Below are 20,081 nucleotides of genomic sequence, written 5' to 3'. Positions count from 1 at the left end.
AACCTTCGCCCACCTCTGCGACACCGGCGGGATGCGACAGAGTTGATCGAAGAATCAGGGAATCGGCTCGGCGAGCGTCCCTGGCGCCCGTTCCTTGCCCGTGATCGGATTCACACGCGCGGGGGCGTCTTGCGGAAAGGTGAAGGGCTCCTGCCCGTGCTCTTCACCGCGCGGATAGTCGGTCGTGAGGATGTGGGCGCCGCTGGCCAGGGCACGCTCGCGCTGCGCGGGGCGGATGCTCCCCTGCGAATCGACGCGCGTCCGCACCAGATAACCTTCGCGGGCAAGGTCATCGGTCTGGCGATCTTGCGGATTGTTGCGAATCAGCACGGCCGAATGAGGCTGTCCCAGCTCCGACTCGACGAACATGGCTCGTCCTTCCAAGGCCTCGCGGCCTTTCAGATAGGCCGCGCGATGGGGACCTTGTTCGTGCAAGATGACGAACACCTGTCCGGCGACGTCCGATAGCTTGGGCCAGCCCGTGGTGTGAACGGCTTCATAGAGCGACGTGTGATCGCCGCGCACATCGTCGGGCGTCAACAGGCGATCCGCGGAGAAGGCCGATCGAATCAGCTCGTCGAGCTGGTCGAGATCCGCGGCCTCGGGGCGACGGTAAGCGCGGCTCAGTCCAAAACCTTCTTCCTTGAGCTCCAAGAGGAGCGAGATCGGCACGTGCCGCGGGTGTGCGTCGGACCAGGCGCGGATCACTTGCAGGGCCTCGGCGAACGTCTCGACCGTGGTGCCGGCGTCGAGCATCGGCACGTGCATCACTCGCCAGGTGCCATCCTTGGCCACGTGCAGATCGAGCTCGAAGCTGCGCACGCCCTCATCCAACTGGCGATCGAGCGGTTGCCGCGTGTAGTCCCAAGTACCGGCTTCCTTGTTGGCCGCGATGGCCGCCTTGAGGGCCTTTTCTGGCGGCCGCACGTGATAGCTGTTGTGCGTGGCGATGACCTGGATCTGGTTCAAACGCAGATCGTCGGCCACGGCCGTGGCACACACGACCAGCACGAGACTCAGCATGACGAACGGACGCCAGACACATACGCGTACGGACATGATCTCGCACTCCCGGAGCAGCGTTGCGACAAGTGCCACCACTGTAACCGAGAAAGTGGCCGGTCGAAACGCCGCCAGCCGACCGGTTGGAAGCCGGTCGGCTGCTGGGGCGCTCCTGAGTTTGCTTGATGAGCAAGCGTAATGGTCGTTTACAACTGGCGTGCCTTGCTCGAGGCCCAGGCCTTGACGTTGGCACTTCGGCCGCGGAGCAATTGCAGCACGGTCTCTTCGAGCCGCTCGGGCGAGGTGTTTTGCAGGGCCTTGAACAACGCATCGGCTTCATCCGTGCCGTTGATGGCCGAGGTGGGCAAGTCCTGGTCGTTCATGGCCAGCAGGCGGCGAACCACGGCGTCGACCGCCGCGACGACCCGGTGATCGCCCACTTCTTCGGCGGCCCAGAGACGCACCTTGCGCTCGGCGGAAGTCAGCGCGGCCGTTAATGCGGCGCCGGCCTGCTCGGCGTCGATGGCCAGGATCGCATCGAGCGCCGCATCGCGATCCACATCGCCGAAGATGCCCGAGCCGTAGGGAGCCTGCAGGAGCAAGTTGCGCAGCGCCGGCACGGCGGCTTGCACCTGGCGCTCTCCCAAAGTCTTGGCGGCCTGGGTCCGCACGTCGATGTCGGCGTCGCGCAGTTGTTCGATCAATAGTCGGTCGAGGGCCGAGAGTCCTGCCAGATTGACCTCGAGCGGCGGGGCGGGCTGGACGACGCTCGTTTCGATCTTGCGCATGCTGGTCAACAACTGCTCGGCATTGCGGGCGTCGTAGAACTGTCCCTGGCCGGCTTCGGCAATGCGAGCCACCTGCCGCGATTCCGCCTCACCCAGGCAGAAGCCGACGACGTTGATGCCGCCGCGCAGATGGGGAAAACGTTCGACGAGCTTGCCGGCCATCGCGGCCGGATCTCCGTGGCAGCTTTCCATGCCATCGGTGATGAGGACGATGCTCGACATGCCCGACGCGTTTTCGAGTTGCGTGCCGGCCAGTTCCAGCGAGTTGGCGATGGGGGTGTGGCCGACGGCCTTCAGGCGTCCAAGGTAGCTTGCCAGTTCCTCCTTATCGCCAGACGTCAGGGGCTGTAGGCCGCGCACGAGATCGACCGAATGACATTTGCGCGCCAGGTCGGTTCCATAGACGATGACGCTCAGATGGCGCCCTTCCGGAATGCTGTCGATCAGTTGTAGGGCGGCCTGTCGCGCGGCCTGCCACTTGCTGCCACCGTCGACGAGCCTGTCGTTCATGCTGCCCGAGCAGTCGAGGATCAAGACCAGGTCGGTCACATCGGAGCCGGCAGCGACCGCCGGGCTGCGCGCGGCGAGCGTTTGCAGCAGTTGCTCCGAGGCGCCGGCGGCGCGCAAGCGATCGAGTTGCTCGCTGCCCAGGATGAAGCGGGTCGGCGAGGTGGCCACGAGTTGCTCGATCTTGGTCTCGGGAACCTGCAGTTCCACATACTCGAGCAATTGATCGAACATGACGGCGCGCCCTTGCTGGGCGAAGACCGCCGAGGGCAGATTGCCCAGGGCGACCGCCAGAACGACGGCCACCGCGAGACGAGCGAAGTGACGAATAGTCATGGAGGTTGTGCTCCTTGCGACGATAGAACCACCAGCGCGCCCACCACGGGCACGACCTGAGATGTTCATGTAGGCGCAGAAGCGGGGCGATTGTTACGCCGCCAAGAGGCAAAAACTCGCGTGTTGCTTTGATTACTGACGGCGCGGAGCGGAATAGGGGCATCTGCCTGGCGACTGTGGCCCAACTTAGATCAACCGCCAGCGCCGCACGGGCAAGGGCCATCGTCGGCAGGCGCCCATCTTGGCCAGACTGATTGCTATGGCGAGCAACATGCAGGCAACGCCTCCCACGATTGGTTCAAAGCCTTCGCGCAAGTACACGCGCCGGAGATCTTCGATCAAGGGCCAGAGTGCGACCGAGAGCGTACCCGCGACGGCGAACGCCACCGTGGCCAGCAAAAAGTAACTGGTCATGCGCCAGGCAAACCAAACCCCCAGCGATAGCAAGGCAATCTCGTAGATCAGCGTGTCGAGATCACCCCAAGCGGGGAGCATGGTGTCCGCATGGACCGCGCCGGCGATACACGTCGCCGCGAGCAGCAGCGCCGCGGCGCCACGCACCACGAAAGTAAAGGCATCGTGACAGAAGTGAGCGATGAGGAGTAGCAATAACAAGGCGAGGTGGCGCGGAAGGAAACCTTCGTGTGCGACGAACGCTGTCTCGCGCAGGGCCGCGGAGCCCATCAGAAGCAGCATTCCGGCCCCCCACACCCAGCGATACGAAGTGCGCCAACGTAGTGCCTGATATCCGGCCACCAGGGTCGCCAACACGAGAGGAAGCCACTGCGCCGCCACGGCAGCTCGCAGATGCACCGTCTGAGGTGCGACGAAAACCAGGCTCGCAAGCGCCGCGTAGAGTCCCAGTTCCGCCAGCCGATTGCCTCGCAGCCAAACATACCCATAGAACACTGCCAGCGTGACGAACGTGAGGAACAAGGGCGAGCCTAGTTGTGCGACGATGAGTGGCAGAAAGCGATCCTGATAAGCATGCTGCGCGCTGGTTACAGGCAAAAGCACGACGAGCCCTCCCAAGATCGTCAGCACGTGCTCCACGCGACGGCAACCGTTCGCGCGCGCCAATTCGATCGCGACCACCGCCAGTGCCAACAAGGGAAGCACGAAAAAGTAGGGCTCCATGGCAGCGGCATTGCCCTGCACCGGCACAAACGAGTAGCTGAGCATGTAGCATCGTCCAAACAGACCCAGCACCAACACGGCGGGCAACACCCAGGGAAACCAGGGCCACTCCCAAGGCGTACCGGCGAGGAAGAACCGCTCGCGCGGCAAGCGAGTCGCTGGCAAGAACAGCAAGATCGAGAACGCCGCCAACGGAGAGAGGAGCAACATAGCCCAGGCCACGGGGGGCCAGGTGTTCGACGTGTCGACCACGCGAGCAAGATAGAGCGGATAGAGATAGATCAGCGCCAGCATCAGATGGCAAGGCGCGCGCAACGCAAGTGGCAGGCGAATCCTCAGTGCCGCCAGTAGCAATTCGCCCAGAGCGATCGCATACACAAAGCTGAGGAACAGAATCAGTCTTCCCGCCTCGACATGCCGGATGGCCAGCAGGTCGAAACTGTTGCCCAGCGACAGGAGCACGATCAGCACGGCAAGCAGAATCGTGCGGGCATCGTCCCAGATGCCATAACGCACGACCAGCCAACCCATGGCGGTCAGTATCGCGGCATAGGCCGCCAACGAGATCGCCAAAACGCAAGAGGTGCGCACGGTAACGGGCGAGTCGAAGCTCAGTCTCAAGCCGTAGAGGATCAGCAGGGCACTCAATAAATAGAACGGGTTGTGCGTATAGATGAGATTCCAGAATGACCATGGGTGGCGAGATAGCGCGGGTTCCATGCCTCGTTCCCTCCTGGTTCCGGTGGGTGCGCGGGGTGAGACGACCTCAGCACGCGAGGAGACAACGAGCTCTCGCGAGCCGACAGGGCGTCGACCGACGGCAAGAATGCGGGCCAACTGCGCGCGAGGCCGTCTACCTGCCGGCGCTACCATCGAACGCCAAGCGCACGGATTCCGCAGAACGTAAGAAGAGGCCGTCAGAATGGCCTGAGGAGAATCGGAATGAATAGCAGCGAACGAATGCCTTGCCAGCCTCTGCTCTTCCGTTCCACGCACGGCATTACGCGCGACAACACAGCGAAGTGACGCGTTCCCTCAATGGCACCTCCTCTCGTCGGTGCGGCGCGAACATAAAAGAGAATGGTCGAACGACCACTTGTAGAAGTATCGCGCCGTTACAGGCGGGTCAATGAAAATGCGGTAAAGAGAAACGGACAAGGTCGCGGCGCACCGTGGACGATCGAGCCTCGGCCCCTATTCGGAAGCCTTGATAATGTCGCCCGCCTCTTCTGACAGTCGTGCTAGCGCGTGGAGTCGGTCGGGCACCGGGTGGGACTGCCGGGCCAGCATCTTCGCGCGCAGTTCCTCGGTCACGGGATGCTGCGCCAGAAAGTCGCGGATGATCGCGCCGTGCGTGCCGTCGACGAGCGAGCCATCGGTGCCCATGATGACCGCCACCAGTTCGCCACGCGCGTTGAAGATCGGGCCGCCGGAATCGCCATGCCGCGCGGCGCCGGTGACTTCGAGCACGCCGTTTGCCTTGCCACCTTGGAGCGTGGCATATTCCTCGAGCGTGCCACGCATGGCGACAAAGTCGCCAACTTCTCCGTAGCCACACCAGGTAAGTGTCGTGCCGCGCCGCGGTCGCTCGGCAGCGACGGCCACGGCCGCCGTAGTCTTGCTGACGACGAGCAGGCAAGCGAGATCGTTCTTTTCGTCGATGGCCACCAGATGAGCGCGTTGCAGACCGTTGGGACCGATGATGAACGGTTCGCCGACTCCTTCGGTGAAGAGATGCGCACACGTGACCACGAGACCTAGTCCCTCGTCGTGGCCGACGAAAGTGCCCGTGCCGAGACAGGCGTGCTCCGACTGTTGGTACACGATGCGCACGACAGAATCTCGTACTTGTCGCGGCAAGGGTTGCTCGGCGAGCACTGCATGGCTGACGAACAACAACACGAGGGCGGACAAGGATGTCCGCATGACACAGGAGCTAGGTGCAGCGTGTAATTCGGACATGTACCACCCACGATTCAAGGCCGGAAGTGAAAGTCTGATCCCTCCACTTTGATTGCGTTCCTCCCCCTCGGCAACCTGTTGGGTACTGCAATTCGCGGCTGGTAATTTCGCGCACGGTCCGCAACGCTTAGGGAGGAAACCCGACGAGATCCTCAGGCAACTCGGCCACATCGAGCGCCTTCTGCTGGGCGAGCAATTGTTGCAGCTCGGCGACTCGTTCGGGCTCGTCGCCGGCGAGGTCGTACTTTTCGTAGGGATCGTTGGCCAAATTGAATAGCTCCGGAGCGTTCTTGCCGGCGACGATCAACTTCCAGTCGCCGTGCCGCAGGGCGTGACCTTTCTTCATGGCGATGTAAATCGTGCGCGGCTCGCTCGGCGTCTGCTCGCCGGCGATCGCTTGCCATTGGTTGACCCCATCCCAGGCGAGATCCCACGGAGGCGCGTAGCCCGTCACGCTCGCCAGCGTGGGAAACCAGTCGACGGCGTGCAGCGGCTCGGTGTGCTTGCGCGGACGGAGCTGGCCGGGCCAGTTGGCGAAGGCGCAGACGCGGATTCCTCCCTCGTAAAGCGTGTTCTTCTGTCCGCGCAGCGGATCGTTCTCGCTGTTGAGTGGCGAATGCCCGACGTCGCTCACGTAGGCGTTCTTCAGCGACTCGATGCCGCCGTTGTCGCTGGTAAAGACGATCAAGGTGTTGTCGCGCTGTCCGGTGCGCTCGAGGGCCGCAACGAGCTCGCCCACCTTCGCATCGAGCTGCGAGATCATGGCCGCCATGCGCAAGCGCGAATCGTGCTTCTCGGGATCGGCGTGAAACGTCACGCCGTCGTAGAGTCGCTTGTACTCATCCGGCGCATCGACCGGCGTATGGACCGCGTGGAAGGGGACGTAGATGAACCAGGGCGTGTGGCGCTCTTCGATGCGGCGGACGGCCTCGGCGGCTACCAGTTCGGTGGCGTTGCCCGGCTCAGGCCCCAGAACTCCATCGCGGTGCCAGGTCTCTTCGTAGGGACCGGGCCGATACTTGTGATTCCAGGGATCGGCGGCGCCGGTGAGAGTGCCGTAGCCATGATCGAAGCCGAACTGATTGGGGCCCCACTCGGGCCGTGCGCCCAGGTGCCACTTGCCCGACTGGTAGGTGCGGTAACCCAGCGAGCGAAGCGCCGCCGCCAGCGTCACGGTACCGAGGGGCATCGCCCGGAGATTGCTCGGCGCCAGGGCGTGCGGTCCGAACCGGCCAGGGTAGCGGCCACTCATCAGGGCGGTACGCGTCGGCGTGCAGACCGGCTGCACGTAGTGCTGGTCGAACTCGACGCCCGTTTCGACCAGTCGATCGAGATGGGGCGTCTTGGCATAACCGCCGTGCCAGCCGACATCGCTCCAGCCGAGATCGTCGGCCACGATCAACAGGATATTGGGGCGTGCCTGGTCCGCAGCTCGCGATGAAAGGGGCAACGCGAGTAGCAGGCTCGCGATCGCAAGCAACATTTTCATCACCGGAACTCTCCTGGGCCTACGCGTGTGAACCGCGCTGTCGATTATCGCTGCCGGACCCTGCCGCGTCGAGTTGCCGCCGGGGGCGATTCTCGCGTTCCCGGTGAGTAGTCGCCTGGAGTCCGCTCGGCTATCATCGTCCGAATTCGCCGTGACGAGTATTTCGCCGTGGCGCGCCTTTTTTGCGGAAGTAACATTCGACACGAGTACGATCGATGGATTTGAAGCTGACAGCGAGCGAACTGGCGTTTCGCGACGAACTGCGGGCGTGGCTCGAGGTGAACCAGCCCGCCCCTTGGAGCGGCGCCGCGCACGAAGCGGAATCGAGCGGGGCCTATACCGATTATCTCCAGGCGTGGCAGCGCACGCTGTTCGATGGTGGCTGGGCCGGCATTGCGTGGCCCAAGGAGTATGGCGGGCGGGGCGCCTCGTTCATCGAGCAGGCCATCTTCCAGGAAGAAATGGCCGCCGCCAACGCGCCCGAGCCGATCGGCGTGATCGGGCTGTCGCTCGTCGGTCCGACGATCATCTCGGTGGGAACGCAGGAGCAAAAGAACTGCTATCTCGCCAAAATCCTCTCGGGCGAGGAGATCTGGTGCCAGGGCTTTTCGGAACCGAACGCCGGCAGCGATCTTGCCTCGCTCGGCACGCGGGCCGTGCGCGAGGGCGACCACTATGTCGTCAACGGCCAGAAGATCTGGACCAGCTTCGCCCATCTCGCGCATCGCTGCCTGCTGCTGACCAGGACCGATCCAGCCGCGCCCAAGCATCGTGGCATTACCTGCCTGCTGGTCGACATGCACTCGCCAGGCATCGAGGTGCGTCCGTTGAAAATGATGTCGGGAGACAGCGCGTTTAACGAAGTCTTCTTGACCGATGTCCGCGTGCCAGTGAGCGAGATGCTGGGCCAGGAGAACCAGGGCTGGCCGGTGGCCATCACGGCGCTGGCCAACGAACGGGCAAACCTGGGCTCGGGCCTGTATGCCATGTTCAAACGCAATCTCGAGGCCTTGATCGCACACGCGCGGCAGCCGCGCGCCGGCCAAGCGCCGGCAGCCGATTGCCCCTTGACGCGGCAGAAGTTGGCGCAGTTGTATCTGGAGCTGGAGATCTTCCGCCTCAATACGAGCCGCGCTCTGACCAAGTTGATGAAGACCGGCATGCCCGGGCCCGAGGGCTCGATTCAGAAACTCTTCTGGAGCGAATACAACCAGCGGATGACGCAGGCCGCCTTCGAGATCCTGGGGCCGGCGGCGCAACTCGAGGAGTTCGACGGTGGGCAGTGGATCTACCACTACCTGCGTTCGCGCGGCAATACGATCGAAGCCGGCACGAGTGAAGTGCAACGCAATATCGTGGCGCAGCGCGTCCTCGGCCTGGGCAAGAGTTACTAGCACACGACCTTTAAAGATTCGGCAGCCATGGAATTCGATCTTTCCGATACGCAGCGATTGATGCAGCAGACGGCCCGGACGTTTCTTGCCGGCGAGTGCCCCACGTCACGCGTGCGGCGCTTGATGGATAGCGACACGGCGTACGATCCCGAGCTGTGGAGCGGCATGGCCGAACAGGGCTGGCTGGGCATGATCGTCGCCGAAAGTGACGGCGGGCTGGGCCTGGGCCTGGTCGAGCTGGCCGTCGTGGCCGAAGAGATGGGGCGCGCCTGCCTGCCAGGACCCTTTCTGTCGAATCTCTGGGCCTCGGCGACGCTGCAGGCGATCCCCTCGTCCACGAGCATACGGCAGTACTTGTCCAACCTTGCCACGGGGGAGCTGCGCGCCACCGTGGCGCTGCTCGAGTCAAGCTTCGACTGGACCGGTGCGGCGAGCGAATTGACCGCCACCGTGCAAAGCGACCGCGTGCGATTGAACGGCCAGAAACTCCTCGTGCTCGATGCCGCGGTGGCCGACCTGCTACTCGTCGTCGCGCAGCTCGACGGCGAGCGGGCGATCGTGGCGATCGAGCGGAATTCTGCGGGACTCGACGTGCGCGCCACGCCGGCCATCGACGCCACGCGCAAGCTCTACGAGGTGACGTTCAAGAACGTCGAGGTTGCCAAGAGCGCGGTGCTGGCCGAGGGGGCTGCCGCCGAGCAGGCGCTCGCGCGCGGCGTGCAGACGGCCACCGTCGTCGTGTGCGCCGAGCTAGTGGGGGGCATGCAGTGGATGCTCGAGACGGCGACGGCCTACGTGCAGACGCGCGAGCAATTCGGCAAACCGGTCGGTTCGTTCCAGGCGGTGCAACACCAACTGGCCGACGTACTGCTCTGGCTCGAAAGCGGCCGCTCGGCCGCGTATTACGTCGCCTGGGCGCTCTCGGAGAACGATCCCGCGGCGGAAAGCGCCGTCTCGATCGCCAAGGCCTATCTATCCGACGCCGCGCGGGAAGTGGGCAACCGCGCCATCCAGGTTCACGGCGGCATCGGCTTCACCTGGGAACACGATCTGCAACTGTACTACAAGCGCGCCAAGGCCGCGGAAATCTACTTCGGCGACGCAATCTATCACCGAGAACTGCTGGCGCGACAGTTGATCGACGCTTGACGGCGGGACGGATAAGAATAGAGTCACGCGCCTGTAGCTCGGGAGAGAAGTTCAAGCAGGTGCTACAGAGATTTGCTCTGCTGCGCGAGGCGCAATCCATCAAGAACGAGCGGATGTGGCGCATTTCGCCGGTGTGACCGCCGCATTACTTGCCCGTCGCACGGATGCAGCCCAGTCGGCCGAAGGCCGAATGTGGGACGAGACGGCGCCTGTTTCAGGCCGCGTCACACACCGTCTCCCAGTAGCTCCACGGCTCGCAAGCCCTGGCCTCCGCAGCGCAGGAAGCCCACGTACATCTGGTATTCCCCCCACGGATTCTACGGACGAGGCTTTTTTGCCTCAAAATGTTCGTTCCGCGGTGGATGGCGGGGAGATTCTTCCGGATTAAGCATTAGCCAGTGTCGGCGCGGCAGGGCGAGGCGTCTGGAGCGCGAGGGAGCCTGACCGCGGCGTGGCGCCGTTGCCCTGCCGCCCGGGTTGGGGCAGTCATCTGCGCAGTATCAGTATTCTCCATGCGGTCGGGCGACGCACGAGTCGGCGTCGCATAGCGCTACACCATTGACCAACAAAGGTGTTTCCAATGCGGTATCGAAGGCATGCTCAGCGGCGCTCTGGGGGTTTTTGCCGCGCGACTCTATCGACTATCTCGCGTCAGTCAGGGCTCGAACCCCTTGAAGATCGCCGGCTCTTATCCGCCACGCCCGAGATGGTGAGAGACATCAATGCAGTAGGACTTGGTTCGAGCCCATTACGGTTCGTCGAAGTCGGAGGCACGCTCTACTTCACCGCCTACGATGGCGCAAGCGGCTTTGAGTTGTGGAAGAGCGACGGGACCGAGGCCGGCACCGTCCGCGTCAAGGATATCCGCGCTGGATCAGATCATTCCGATCCGCGATACCTGACGAACCTAGGGGGGACGCTCTACTTCAGCGCCGACGATGGCACGAGCGGCGTTGAGCTGTGGAAGAGCGACGGGACCGAGGCCGGCACCGTCCGTGTCAAGGATATCGTCGCCGGATCAGGTGGCTCCGGTCCGAGTAACTTGACGAACGTGGGGGGGACGCTCTACTTCACCGCCTTTGATGAGACGCACGGTACCGAGTTGTGGAAGAGCGATGGGACCGAGGCCGGCACCGTCCGTGTCAAGGATATCTTCCCCGGAATAAATAACTCCCTTCCGAGTAAACTGACGAATGTGAGCGGGACTCTCTACTTCACCGCCGGGGATGTAGCGGATGAACTGCTTCTCGTGGGTAACCGCGAGTTGTGGAAGAGCGATGGGACCGAGGCCGGCACCGTCCGTGTCAAGGATATCGTCGCTGGATCAGGTGGCTCCCTTCCGGATAACTTGACGAACGCGGGGGGGACCCTCTACTTCACCGCCTTTCATAGCACGTTCGGCCGCGAGTTGTGGAAGAGCGATGGGACCGAGGCCGGCACGGTCATCTTCATCGATTTCACCGGCGACTCAATGAGCTCCTCTCCGGGTAACCTGACGGACATGGGGGGAACGCTCTACTTCACCGCGCTTACCGGGCTGGGCATTGAGTTGTTAAGGACCAACGGGACCGTAGCCAGCACCGTAATCGTCAAGGACATCGTCACCGGACAAGGTAGCTCCTACCCGTCGAACCTGACGAATGTGGGGGGAACGCTCTACTTCACCGCTCTTGACGAGGCGGCTGGCGTCGAGTTGTGGAAGAGCAACGGCACCGAGTCCGGCACCATGCGCGTCAAGGATATCTTCGCCGGATTTGGTAATTCCTCCGGGTCGAGTAACCTGACGAACGTGGGAGGAACGCTCTACTTCCGCGCCTTCGATGGCACGAATGGCTTCGAGTTGTGGAGAAGCGACGGGACCGAGGCCGGCACCGTCCGCGTCAAGGATATCTTCGCCGGCTCAAATAGCTCCGATCCGCGGTACCTGACGAACGTGGGGGGGACGCTCTACTTCCGCGCCAACGACGGGACGAGCGGCACCGAGTTGTGGAAGAGCGATGGGACCGAGGCCGGCACCGTCCGTGTCAAGGATATCGTCGCCGGATCAGATGGCTCCTTTCCGAATAACCTGACGAACGTGGGGGGAACCCTTTACTTCAGCGCCCACGATGGCACGAACGGCCGCGAGTTATGGAAGAGCGACGGGACCGAGGCCGGCACCGTGCGCGTCAAGGATATCTTCGCCGGCTCAAATAGCTCCAATCCGGGTAACCTGACGAACGTGGGGGGGACCCTCTACTTCACCGCCAACGACGGGACGAGCGGCACCGAGTTGTGGAAGAGCGACGGCACCGAGTCTGGGACCGTGCGCGTCAAGGATATCCTCGCCGGATCGGGTGGCTCCGATCCAAGTAACTTCATGAACGTGGGGGGGACGCTCTACTTCAGCGCCCACGATGGCACGAACGGCCGCGAGTTGTGGAAGAGCAATGGGACCGCGACCGGCACCGTGCGCGTCAAGGATATCTTCGCCGGTTCAAATAGCTCCTTTCCGAGGTACCTCACGAACGTGGGAGGTACACTCTATTTCAGCGCCACCAATGGCACGAATGGCATCGAGCTGTGGGAGAGCAACGGCACCGAGGCCGGCACCGTGCGCGTCAAGGATATCTTCGCCGGACCGGATGGCTCCAATCCTCGCTTCCTGACGAACGTGGGGGGGACGCTCTACTTTGTTGCCATCGATGGCACGAACGGCGTCGAGTTGTGGAAGAGCGACGGCACCGAGGCCGGAACCCTCCGCGTCAAAGATATCTACGCCGGACCCAATAATTCCTCTCCGTGGGACCTGACAGACGTGGGGGGGACGCTCTACTTTACCGCCGACGATGGCACGCACGGCATCGAAGTGTGGAAGAGCGACGGGACCGAGGCCGGCACCGTCCGTGTCAAGGATATCTACCCCGGTTCTGCTGGTTCTTCTCCGAATACCCTGACGAACGTGGGAGGAACGCTCTACTTCCGCGCAGGTGACGGTACGAACGGCATCGAGTTGTGGAGGAGCGATGGGACCGAAGCCGGAACCGTTCTCGTCAAGGATATCTTCGTCGGACCAGGTAGCTCCTCTCCATGGGACCTGACGAGCGTGGGAGGAACCCTCTACTTCAGCGCCGACGACGGGATGCGTGGCGTGGAGTTGTGGAAGCTCCACGGGATCGAGGTCGATACTGTCCGCGTCAAAGATATCCACGCCGGCGCAAGCAACTCCTATCCGAATAACCTGACGAACGTGGGGGGAGCCCTTTACTTCAGCGCCCACGATGGCACGAACGGCCGCGAGTTATGGAAGAGCGACGGGACCGAGGCCGGCACCGTGCGCGTCAAGGATATCCACGCCGGTTCAGGTAGCTCCTATCCGGGTAACCTGACGAACGTGGGGGGAATCCTTTACTTCAGCGCCAACGATGGCACAAACGGCCGCGAACTGTGGAAGAGTGACGGGACCGAGGCCGGCACCGTGCGCGTCAAGGATATCCACGCCGGTTCAGGTAGCTCCTATCCGGGTAACCTGACGAATGTGGGGGGAACCCTCTACTTCAGCGCCACAGCCGAGGCGAACAACTCTGAGCTCTGGAAGAGCGACGGGACCGAGGCCGGCACTGTACGCATCAAGGACATCCACGCCGGCTCTGGTAGTTCCTATCCGCGGTACCTGACGAACGTGGGAGGAACTCTCTACTTCAGCGCCACCGATGGCACGAACGGCTTCGAGTTGTGGAAGAGTGATGGAACCGAGGCCGGCACCGTACGTATCAAAGACATCTTCATTGGATCAGGCAACTCCTTTCCGCGGTACCTGACAAACGTCGGGGGGACACTCTACTTCAGCGCCACCGATGGCACGAACGGCCGCGAGTTATGGAAGAGCGACGGGACCGAGGCCGGCACCGTGCGCGTCAAAGATATCCACACAGGCTCGGGCGATTCCTATCCGCGGTACCTGACGAATGTGGAGGGGGCACTCTACTTTAGCGCCGACGATGGGCTGAACGGCCGCGAACTGTGGAAGAGTGACGGGACCGAAGCCGGCACCGTACGGATCAAAGACATCCGCGCCGGCGCAGCTAGTTCCTATCCGCGGTACCTGACGAACATGGGTGGGGCCCTCTATTTTAGCGCCGACGACGGGGCGAACGGCCACGAGTTGTGGAAGAGCGACGGCACGGTGCTGGGGACCATCCGCATCGAGGATATTCGCGCCGGCGTAGGTAGCTCCTATCCGCGGCACCTGACGAACGTGGGGGGGATGCTCTATTTTAGCGCCGACGACGGGACGAGCGGCCGCGAGTTATGGAGGAGCGACGGCACAGCGGCCGGCACCATCCGCGTCAAGGATATTTTTATTAACTCAAATAGCTCCGATCCGCAGTACCTGACGAACGTGAGCGGGACGCTCTACTTTGCCGCCAACGACGGCACGACCGGCCGCGAGATCTGGAAGTTCGATCCCAACGACGCGCCCCAGTTCGACCCGATCGACCAGCAGACGGTAGGCGAAGGGCCTTGGAGCCTGATCGTGTCGGCGACCGACCTCGACGCGGGCGATACGTTGACGTTCAGCCTGGGCCCCGGGGCTCCGGCCGGCATGACGATTGCGCCGGGACCCGGCGCGCGGCAGGCCACGATCTCCTGGATAGCGCCCGAAAACTTGTCGGTGAGCCCCAATCCGTTCTCGATCGAAATCATCGTCACCGACAATGGCATCGGAACGCTTTCCTCGTCCGCGTTCGTCGAGATCACCGTGGTAAACGCACCACCGATCGCGGGCGTGTCGGGCCCGATGACGACGAGGACGGGCATCAGCGAGGATTTTGTGCTCACGGCCGCCGATCCCTCGTCCGTCGATCAGAGCGCCGGCTTTACCTTCCAGATCGACTGGGACGGCAATGGCACGTTCGACCAGACGGTCGTCGGCCCCAGCGGCACGCTGGTGAGTCACACGTTCACGACGGCCGGCTCGTTCCGTGTACAGGTCCGCGCCACCGACAAGGATGGTGGCGCCAGCGAGAACGCCGTGCATACGATCCACCTCTGGCGTCTCGCGCAGGTCAGCGCGAACCTCGAGTGGGAAGGCTCCGGCGGCGACGACGCCGTCGAGTTCATTCAAACCGGCGCCCACGCGGTCGAGGTCCGCACGACGAAGGTCGGCGGCTTCGCGACGAACGTTGTTGAAACCTATTCCGGCGTCACCGGCCGCGTCATCGGCCGAGGGCACGCCGGCCACGACCGGCTCGATGCCGGCGCGCTGACGACCATTTCCGCCACGCTCGAAGGGGGCCGCCACCACGACACGCTCATCGGCGGCGCGGCCGATGACATCCTCCGCGGCGAGTTCGTCGGCGCAAAAGGGGATGGCGCCGAAGGGAATGACTCGATCACAGGCGGCCCGGGCAATGACCTGATCGAAGGGGATGGCCTGGAAGGGGGCAAGGACACCATCCGTGGCGGCAGCGGCAACGACACCATCCTGGGCGACGGCAGCGACGGCGCCGAAGGACGCGCTGACAGTCTCTTCGGCGACGACGGCAACGACCAGATCTTCGGCCATCACGGCAACGACTTCATCGACGGCGGAAACGATCACGATCTCATCACCGGCGGCGATGGCGGCGAGTCGAACGACACCCTCCTCGGCGGCGCCGGCAACGACGTGCTCAGCGGCGGCTCGGGCAACGACAGCGTCAGCGGCGGCGCGGGCAACGATGTCCTTTTGGGCGGCTTTGGCCGCGACACGCTCCGGGGAGAGGCCGGCGAGGATCTCTTGCTGGCCGACAAGACGAACTTCGATCTCAATGCCGCGGCGCTATTGGCCCTCCACGCCGAGTGGAGCTCGGCGGGCAGCTACGAGGATCGCGTGGCGCATCTCACCGGCGCCCCCGGTGGCGCGAACGGCACGACGTACCTCGTTCCCGGCATGACCGTCTTCGACGATGAGGCAGTCGACAACCTCACGGGCGGCGCCACCGATCTGGACTGGTTCCTCTACAACCTGTTCCAGGACATCCTGGGCGACCACGAAGCCAACGAAGAAGAGGTCAATACGGCAGGATTCGTGATGCCGTAATGGCGCCTCGTCTTGCGTATGGGCTCGAAGCGCGATTCGGAGCGATTCGATCAGTCATTGAAACGACGTTCTTATGCGCCGCGCGGCCCTGGCGTTGCTCGACTGGGTCGACAGGTCGATTGCTACCGGGCAGCAACCTGCAAAATCTGGGATGCAGGCCCCCGCAGTAGCCGGCGCGGCGAACCTGGTGAAAATGCGGCCCGCAGTGGTACCAGAAGCCAAGAGGGCTCAGCGACCGGGAGTGAACGCACGACTAACCGACCTGTGGATGAGGAGATCCGAGTATGTCGGCGAGAAAAACGCCGAGGAACTTGGGTGCGCCGCATCGACTGTCAAAGAGACAGCAGCCTGGAAGGCGCTAATGAAGCTGCGGGCGTTGGACAAAGCAGAAGCACGGATGGAGCATGCGACTGGTTCACGGCGTCGGCGATAGCTTCCGCGCAAGTTGCCGTAATGAGTCTATCGTAGCGCCGGCCGACTTGACTGCCACGTTCTGCCGGGTCCCGTGAATCGGTAAGGCGGTAGAGCGGGTGAGTATTACTTGTCGGTCGGAAACAGGCCTTCCGACGGTCAGAAGTTATCGCCATCCCGCCGACCTGATGCTACTTCGCTTTCGCCTTCCTGACACCGCGGGGCCAGAGCCAACGCCGCACGTGGTCCGTGACTGCTTTGAGCCGCGCCTCTTCGACGCGCTCACGGTAGACCCCTGCCATGCTTTCGTCGTGATGGCCCATGATGAGCCCCACCGCAATCTGGTCGCGTGCGCCGTCGGCCGCGGTGCGGAACGAGTGCCGCAACGCGTAAAATCCGTGCGGCGTGACGTCGGCAGCAACGATGATCTTCTTGAACTCCAGGAGTACCGAATCGACGCTGATAATACCCCCCTTCGCATTTAGTTTCGTCCGCACCCAACGCCGGCCGAACGTCGTCAGGAACACGAAGTTGCCATCGGCATTATCCGCCGGTTCCGGCCGGTTCTTGATCGCCGATTTGAGTGCCTTAACTGTCTCCGGCCACAGTGGGCACCGCCGGGGTACACCCGTCTTTGGGCGTGGAAAGTCGATCCAGCCGGTTGTCAAATCGACGGCCGACAGCGGAAGCTCGGCTATGTCGGACTGGCCGAACCCGCAGTTGATGGCTAGCAGGACCATCGCCTTCAATGGTGTGCCCGCCTCGTCGATCAACTTGCGTATCTCCTCGGCCTCGAACATTCTCGCGCCACTTGAGGCGCGGGCCTTGCGGATCACACTCCGAGCCGGCTTGGCAAACGACTGGCCGAAGCGTAACGGCCGTTCAATCAGGCCGTCGTCATAGGCGAACTTGAACACGGTGCGAACGCGCTGGATCTCATTCCCCAGCGAGACGGCCCCAAGCGTCTTAGACAACTTGATCCGCAGTCGTCCAAAGTCATCCGACCGAATGTCATCGACGAGTCGATTGCGCCCGAAGAATTCAACCAACCGCGCACACGTCGCGTGATAGTCGCGGAATGAGCGCGGAGACAGTTCGCCATTCGTAAGCCTGGCTTCCTTCACGTCGAGGAAGGCATTGACCGCATCCTTGATCGTCGTACCGTCTATAACGCGCGGCACGCGGCCGGCGTGCAGATCATCCTTCTGCTCTAGGTACTTCGCGAGTGCGCCTTCGGGGTCATCCCACGGGCCGAAGTAGACCAGCTTTCCGCGAATCTTCTTGGCCCAGCGCTTCGTGGCGTGCGCGAACAGCGGGAACTCAGGGTATGGCTTTTCAGGATGGCCGGCACGCCGCCTTGGCTTTGCTTTATCGAGCCCGCGTCCAGCAAGCAATTCGGAGTTGTACTTCTGCCATGCAGCGATTGCCGCAATGCCGGTTGGATCGTCCGCCATGCGTCCGAAGTAGACCAGCTTGCCGCGAATCTTCTTGGCCCAACGGCCTGTGGCATGAGGAAAGAGCGGGAAGTTTGGGCTCGGCTTCTCGTACTTTAAGTGTACTTTGCCGGGCGGTGGCGGAAGGGTAGACTTTGTCACGGCGTCGACTTCCTCTAGGGTTTGCGCCATGCACCCGAACGTTGTAGCTTCACGGATGTCAACTTTGGCCCAACAAAGACTACTGAGGCGTCGACAGTGGTGTCAAGTGTCAAATCGGGAGTCAAATTTGACACCAGCGCCGTGAATGTCACTAATAATGCCTATTTTTAAGCATTGCGCCTGTAGCTCAGGGGATAGAGCAACGGTTTCCTAAACCGTAGGTCGGCTGTTCGAATCAGCCCAGGCGCACTTGATTCGGCTGGCGACGCGCGGTCCATTGGTGTGGCTTATTCCACTCAGTGCAGCCCATGAGCCTAGGGCGCCCAACGGAAGCCCGGAATGCGTGAGAGCACCGTTCTTCAAAGGGGCTCATTGGCCGCGCGGACAGCAATAACGCCGTGGATTCATCCAGGAGGGCAACGCGATGGTCATCGTCTATGTGTGGCGTTTTCGCATGAAGGGGGGCGATCAGAAGCCCGCCGCCTTCGGACACGCCTCGGTGCAGGTCGACACGACCTACATGAGCTGGTGGCCGGCCAACCCGGGCCAGGTTCCCTCGGGCCTGCACCCCAACATCTATGCGTCTTCGCCCTTCCGCAATCGCTCGTTGCTCGACGACGAGCGCGACGAAGGGCAGCGAGCGGATGACATCATCTATATCAATGGCCTTGACGAAGCGGCGGTGAAGGACTGGTGGGCGTCGTTCGGCCTGGTGCGCGACGGGGTCGAATTGTACGGCCCGCTGCAATCGTGGTCGACGCTCGATCGCAACTGCTCGACGGTGGCCGCAATCGCGCTGAAGAAAGGGGGGGGCGACAAGTACGCCGACTGGCACAAGTCGTGGAACCTGGTCTGGTCCCCCGAGGATGTCGCCCGCTACGCCCACAGCATTCGGCAAAACATCGCGCGGAAGCAGACTGCCAAGGCGGGCTGATTCGTCGCGTCGCGGTGGTTCTTCCTCGTTCTACTTTGCGTCGTGTCGTGGTGACGTCGTGGTCCTTCGTTACGATCGATTGCTCACCACAACGACACGAGGGGGTAGCTTCCTCGCTGAAGCTTCGGTTTTGTCACGTACGGGGTGTGTGAACCGCGCACTGCTGGGCAAGCCAGCAGTGCCCTACGTCTCATTTCTTTCGCGTCTCCGTTGAACTCTCTGTCTTGCGACTTGGCGTCTCGCTGAATTTTTCATTCCCTCGCTGACGCGTCGGGTTGTGATGTTGTGGGCATGCCTTAATTCGAGACGCCAACAAAATTGCCTGCGACTCGGCCGCGGAAGGAGTTCTGCCAGGCCTGGTATTGGCCTTGTGCGTCGCCATAGGGCTTTTCGGCCAGCGAGCGGCGGTTGATCGCTCCGGCGACGTCATCCATCACGCGGCGTGCCAGCGGGTTGGTCGGGTCGAGCGACGTGTTGAGCGAGCGTTCGGTGGTGGACTTGAGCGTGGCGTACGCGGCGTGGCGATCCTTGCGCCCCCCGGCGGCCCGGTATTGTTCGATCGCGGCGTTCACGTCGTCGGGCACCCGAGGCATGCCTTGCACGGCCGTAATGAGGCGCGTCTCGTGCTTGAGCAGCTCGCCGTCCACCGCGCTCAGTTGGGCCGCATACCGCCGATCGAGGCGCACGCAGTCCCAGACGAAGGCGCTGGCGATAAGCCCGCTCATCACGACGACCGACAGGGGGAGGATGATGTATTTCACGACAGTCGGATCTCCGGCGCCTGGGCAAGCTCATCGGGCGCGTCGAAGAAGGCCTTGGGGGGCATTTCCTGGATGGCGGCCACCAGGTTCGTGGGAATCGCCTGGCAGAGGTTCTGGTAGTAATTGACCGTCTGGTTGTAGGCGTTGCGCCGCGTGGCGATGCGATTCTCGGTCTCGGTCAGCTCGTTTTGCAATTGCAGAAAGTTCTTGTCGGCCCGTAGCTCGGGATAACTCTCGGCCAGCAGCATGATCCGCGCCACGGCGCCGCTCAGATCGTGCTGGGCGGTGTTGGCGGTGCCCGCATCGGCAAAGGGGCGTTCCCGCGTGCGCAGCCGCGCCACCTCGCGAAAGGTTTCCGATTCGTGTTTGGCGTAACCCTTGGCGGTCTCCACAAGGCTTTGAATCAGGTCAAAGCGCCGCTGGAGCTCGACTTCGATGTTCGACCAGGTCTGATCGACGGCGTTCCGCGCGCGGACCAGTTGGTTGAACGCGAAGAGGTACCACAGCACAACGGCGCCGCAGAGAACGATGGCTGCAAAAGTCGCGTACATG

Annotated in this window: 12 protein-coding genes and 1 tRNA gene; 5 read left to right on the top strand and 8 right to left on the bottom strand. The window is 62.8% G+C overall.

The window, feature by feature from the left end:
• Positions 1 to 54: 54 nt before the first annotated feature.
• From KF708_05645 to KF708_05625, 5 genes are all read right to left on the bottom strand, one after another.
• Entirely contained in the window at positions 55 to 1,059 is a 1,005-nt protein-coding gene (locus tag KF708_05645; protein MBX3412183.1) for a hypothetical protein, read from the bottom strand.
• Between the two features lie 149 nt (positions 1,060 to 1,208).
• On the bottom strand, positions 1,209 to 2,633 hold the full coding sequence (locus KF708_05640; protein MBX3412182.1) for a VWA domain-containing protein: 1,425 nt from the start codon (positions 2,631 to 2,633) through the stop codon (positions 1,209 to 1,211).
• 186 nt (positions 2,634 to 2,819) lie between these two features.
• Entirely contained in the window at positions 2,820 to 4,490 is a 1,671-nt protein-coding gene (locus tag KF708_05635) for a hypothetical protein (protein MBX3412181.1), read from the bottom strand.
• Positions 4,491 to 4,964: 474 nt separating this feature from the next.
• Positions 4,965 to 5,696, bottom strand: coding sequence for a trypsin-like peptidase domain-containing protein (locus KF708_05630; protein ID MBX3412180.1), 732 nt, complete (start codon positions 5,694 to 5,696; stop codon positions 4,965 to 4,967).
• A gap of 163 nt (positions 5,697 to 5,859) precedes the next feature.
• Positions 5,860 to 7,221, bottom strand: coding sequence for an arylsulfatase (locus tag KF708_05625; protein MBX3412179.1), 1,362 nt, complete (start codon positions 7,219 to 7,221; stop codon positions 5,860 to 5,862).
• Positions 7,222 to 7,436: 215 nt separating this feature from the next.
• On the opposite strand from KF708_05625, the gene KF708_05620 reads away from it, so the two are divergent.
• From KF708_05620 to KF708_05610, 3 genes are all read left to right on the top strand, one after another.
• Positions 7,437 to 8,615 (top strand): acyl-CoA dehydrogenase, encoded by a 1,179-nt coding sequence (locus tag KF708_05620; GenBank protein MBX3412178.1) that lies wholly within the window; start codon positions 7,437 to 7,439, stop codon positions 8,613 to 8,615.
• Positions 8,616 to 8,642: 27 nt separating this feature from the next.
• Positions 8,643 to 9,764: an acyl-CoA/acyl-ACP dehydrogenase gene (locus KF708_05615; protein ID MBX3412177.1), complete on the top strand. Its 1,122-nt coding sequence runs from the start codon at positions 8,643 to 8,645 to the stop codon at positions 9,762 to 9,764.
• 706 nt (positions 9,765 to 10,470) lie between these two features.
• Positions 10,471 to 15,828: a PKD domain-containing protein gene (locus tag KF708_05610; GenBank protein MBX3412176.1), complete on the top strand. Its 5,358-nt coding sequence runs from the start codon at positions 10,471 to 10,473 to the stop codon at positions 15,826 to 15,828.
• A 602-nt stretch (positions 15,829 to 16,430) separates the two neighbouring features.
• Here KF708_05610 and KF708_05605 read toward each other — a convergent pair.
• Positions 16,431 to 17,864, bottom strand: coding sequence for a tyrosine-type recombinase/integrase (locus tag KF708_05605; GenBank protein MBX3412175.1), 1,434 nt, complete (start codon positions 17,862 to 17,864; stop codon positions 16,431 to 16,433).
• Positions 17,865 to 18,010: 146 nt separating this feature from the next.
• Here KF708_05605 and KF708_05600 point away from each other — a divergent pair.
• Both KF708_05600 and KF708_05595 read left to right on the top strand, forming a co-directional pair.
• A tRNA-Arg gene (locus tag KF708_05600) sits at positions 18,011 to 18,083 on the top strand.
• A gap of 175 nt (positions 18,084 to 18,258) precedes the next feature.
• Positions 18,259 to 18,768, top strand: coding sequence for a hypothetical protein (locus KF708_05595; protein MBX3412174.1), 510 nt, complete (start codon positions 18,259 to 18,261; stop codon positions 18,766 to 18,768).
• Positions 18,769 to 19,064: 296 nt separating this feature from the next.
• Here the strand turns inward: KF708_05595 and KF708_05590 are convergent, their stop codons facing one another.
• Positions 19,065 to 19,529: a hypothetical protein gene (locus KF708_05590; GenBank protein ID MBX3412173.1), complete on the bottom strand. Its 465-nt coding sequence runs from the start codon at positions 19,527 to 19,529 to the stop codon at positions 19,065 to 19,067.
• Complete coding sequence (locus KF708_05585) at positions 19,526 to 20,080, bottom strand: LemA family protein (GenBank protein ID MBX3412172.1); 555 nt, start codon at positions 20,078 to 20,080, stop codon at positions 19,526 to 19,528. The genes KF708_05590 and KF708_05585 overlap by 4 nt, the downstream gene beginning before the upstream one ends.
• Between the last annotated feature and the right edge of the window lies 1 nt (position 20,081).

The sequence above is a fragment of the Pirellulales bacterium genome, from assembly GCA_019636335.1.
Lineage (GTDB): Bacteria > Planctomycetota > Planctomycetia > Pirellulales > JAEUIK01 > JAHBXR01.
The sequence above is the reverse complement of the archived record's forward strand: the minus strand, read 5'-3'. Positions and strand labels throughout refer to the sequence as shown.

Bases quoted from the DNA above. Each gene is read 5' to 3' on its own strand.
- KF708_05645 (MBX3412183.1), bottom strand. From the start codon at position 1,059: ATGTCCGTACGCGTATGTGTCTGGCGTCCGTTCGTCATGCTGAGTCTC.
- KF708_05640 (MBX3412182.1), bottom strand. From the start codon at position 2,633: ATGACTATTCGTCACTTCGCTCGTCTCGCGGTGGCCGTCGTTCTGGCG.
- KF708_05635 (MBX3412181.1), bottom strand. From the start codon at position 4,490: ATGGAACCCGCGCTATCTCGCCACCCATGGTCATTCTGGAATCTCATC.
- KF708_05630 (MBX3412180.1), bottom strand. From the start codon at position 5,696: ATGCGGACATCCTTGTCCGCCCTCGTGTTGTTGTTCGTCAGCCATGCA.
- KF708_05625 (MBX3412179.1), bottom strand. From the start codon at position 7,221: ATGAAAATGTTGCTTGCGATCGCGAGCCTGCTACTCGCGTTGCCCCTT.
- KF708_05620 (MBX3412178.1), top strand. From the start codon at position 7,437: ATGGATTTGAAGCTGACAGCGAGCGAACTGGCGTTTCGCGACGAACTG.
- KF708_05615 (MBX3412177.1), top strand. From the start codon at position 8,643: ATGGAATTCGATCTTTCCGATACGCAGCGATTGATGCAGCAGACGGCC.
- KF708_05610 (MBX3412176.1), top strand. From the start codon at position 10,471: ATGGTGAGAGACATCAATGCAGTAGGACTTGGTTCGAGCCCATTACGG.
- KF708_05605 (MBX3412175.1), bottom strand. From the start codon at position 17,864: ATGGCGCAAACCCTAGAGGAAGTCGACGCCGTGACAAAGTCTACCCTT.
- KF708_05595 (MBX3412174.1), top strand. From the start codon at position 18,259: ATGGTCATCGTCTATGTGTGGCGTTTTCGCATGAAGGGGGGCGATCAG.
- KF708_05585 (MBX3412172.1), bottom strand. From the start codon at position 20,080: ATGTACGCGACTTTTGCAGCCATCGTTCTCTGCGGCGCCGTTGTGCTG.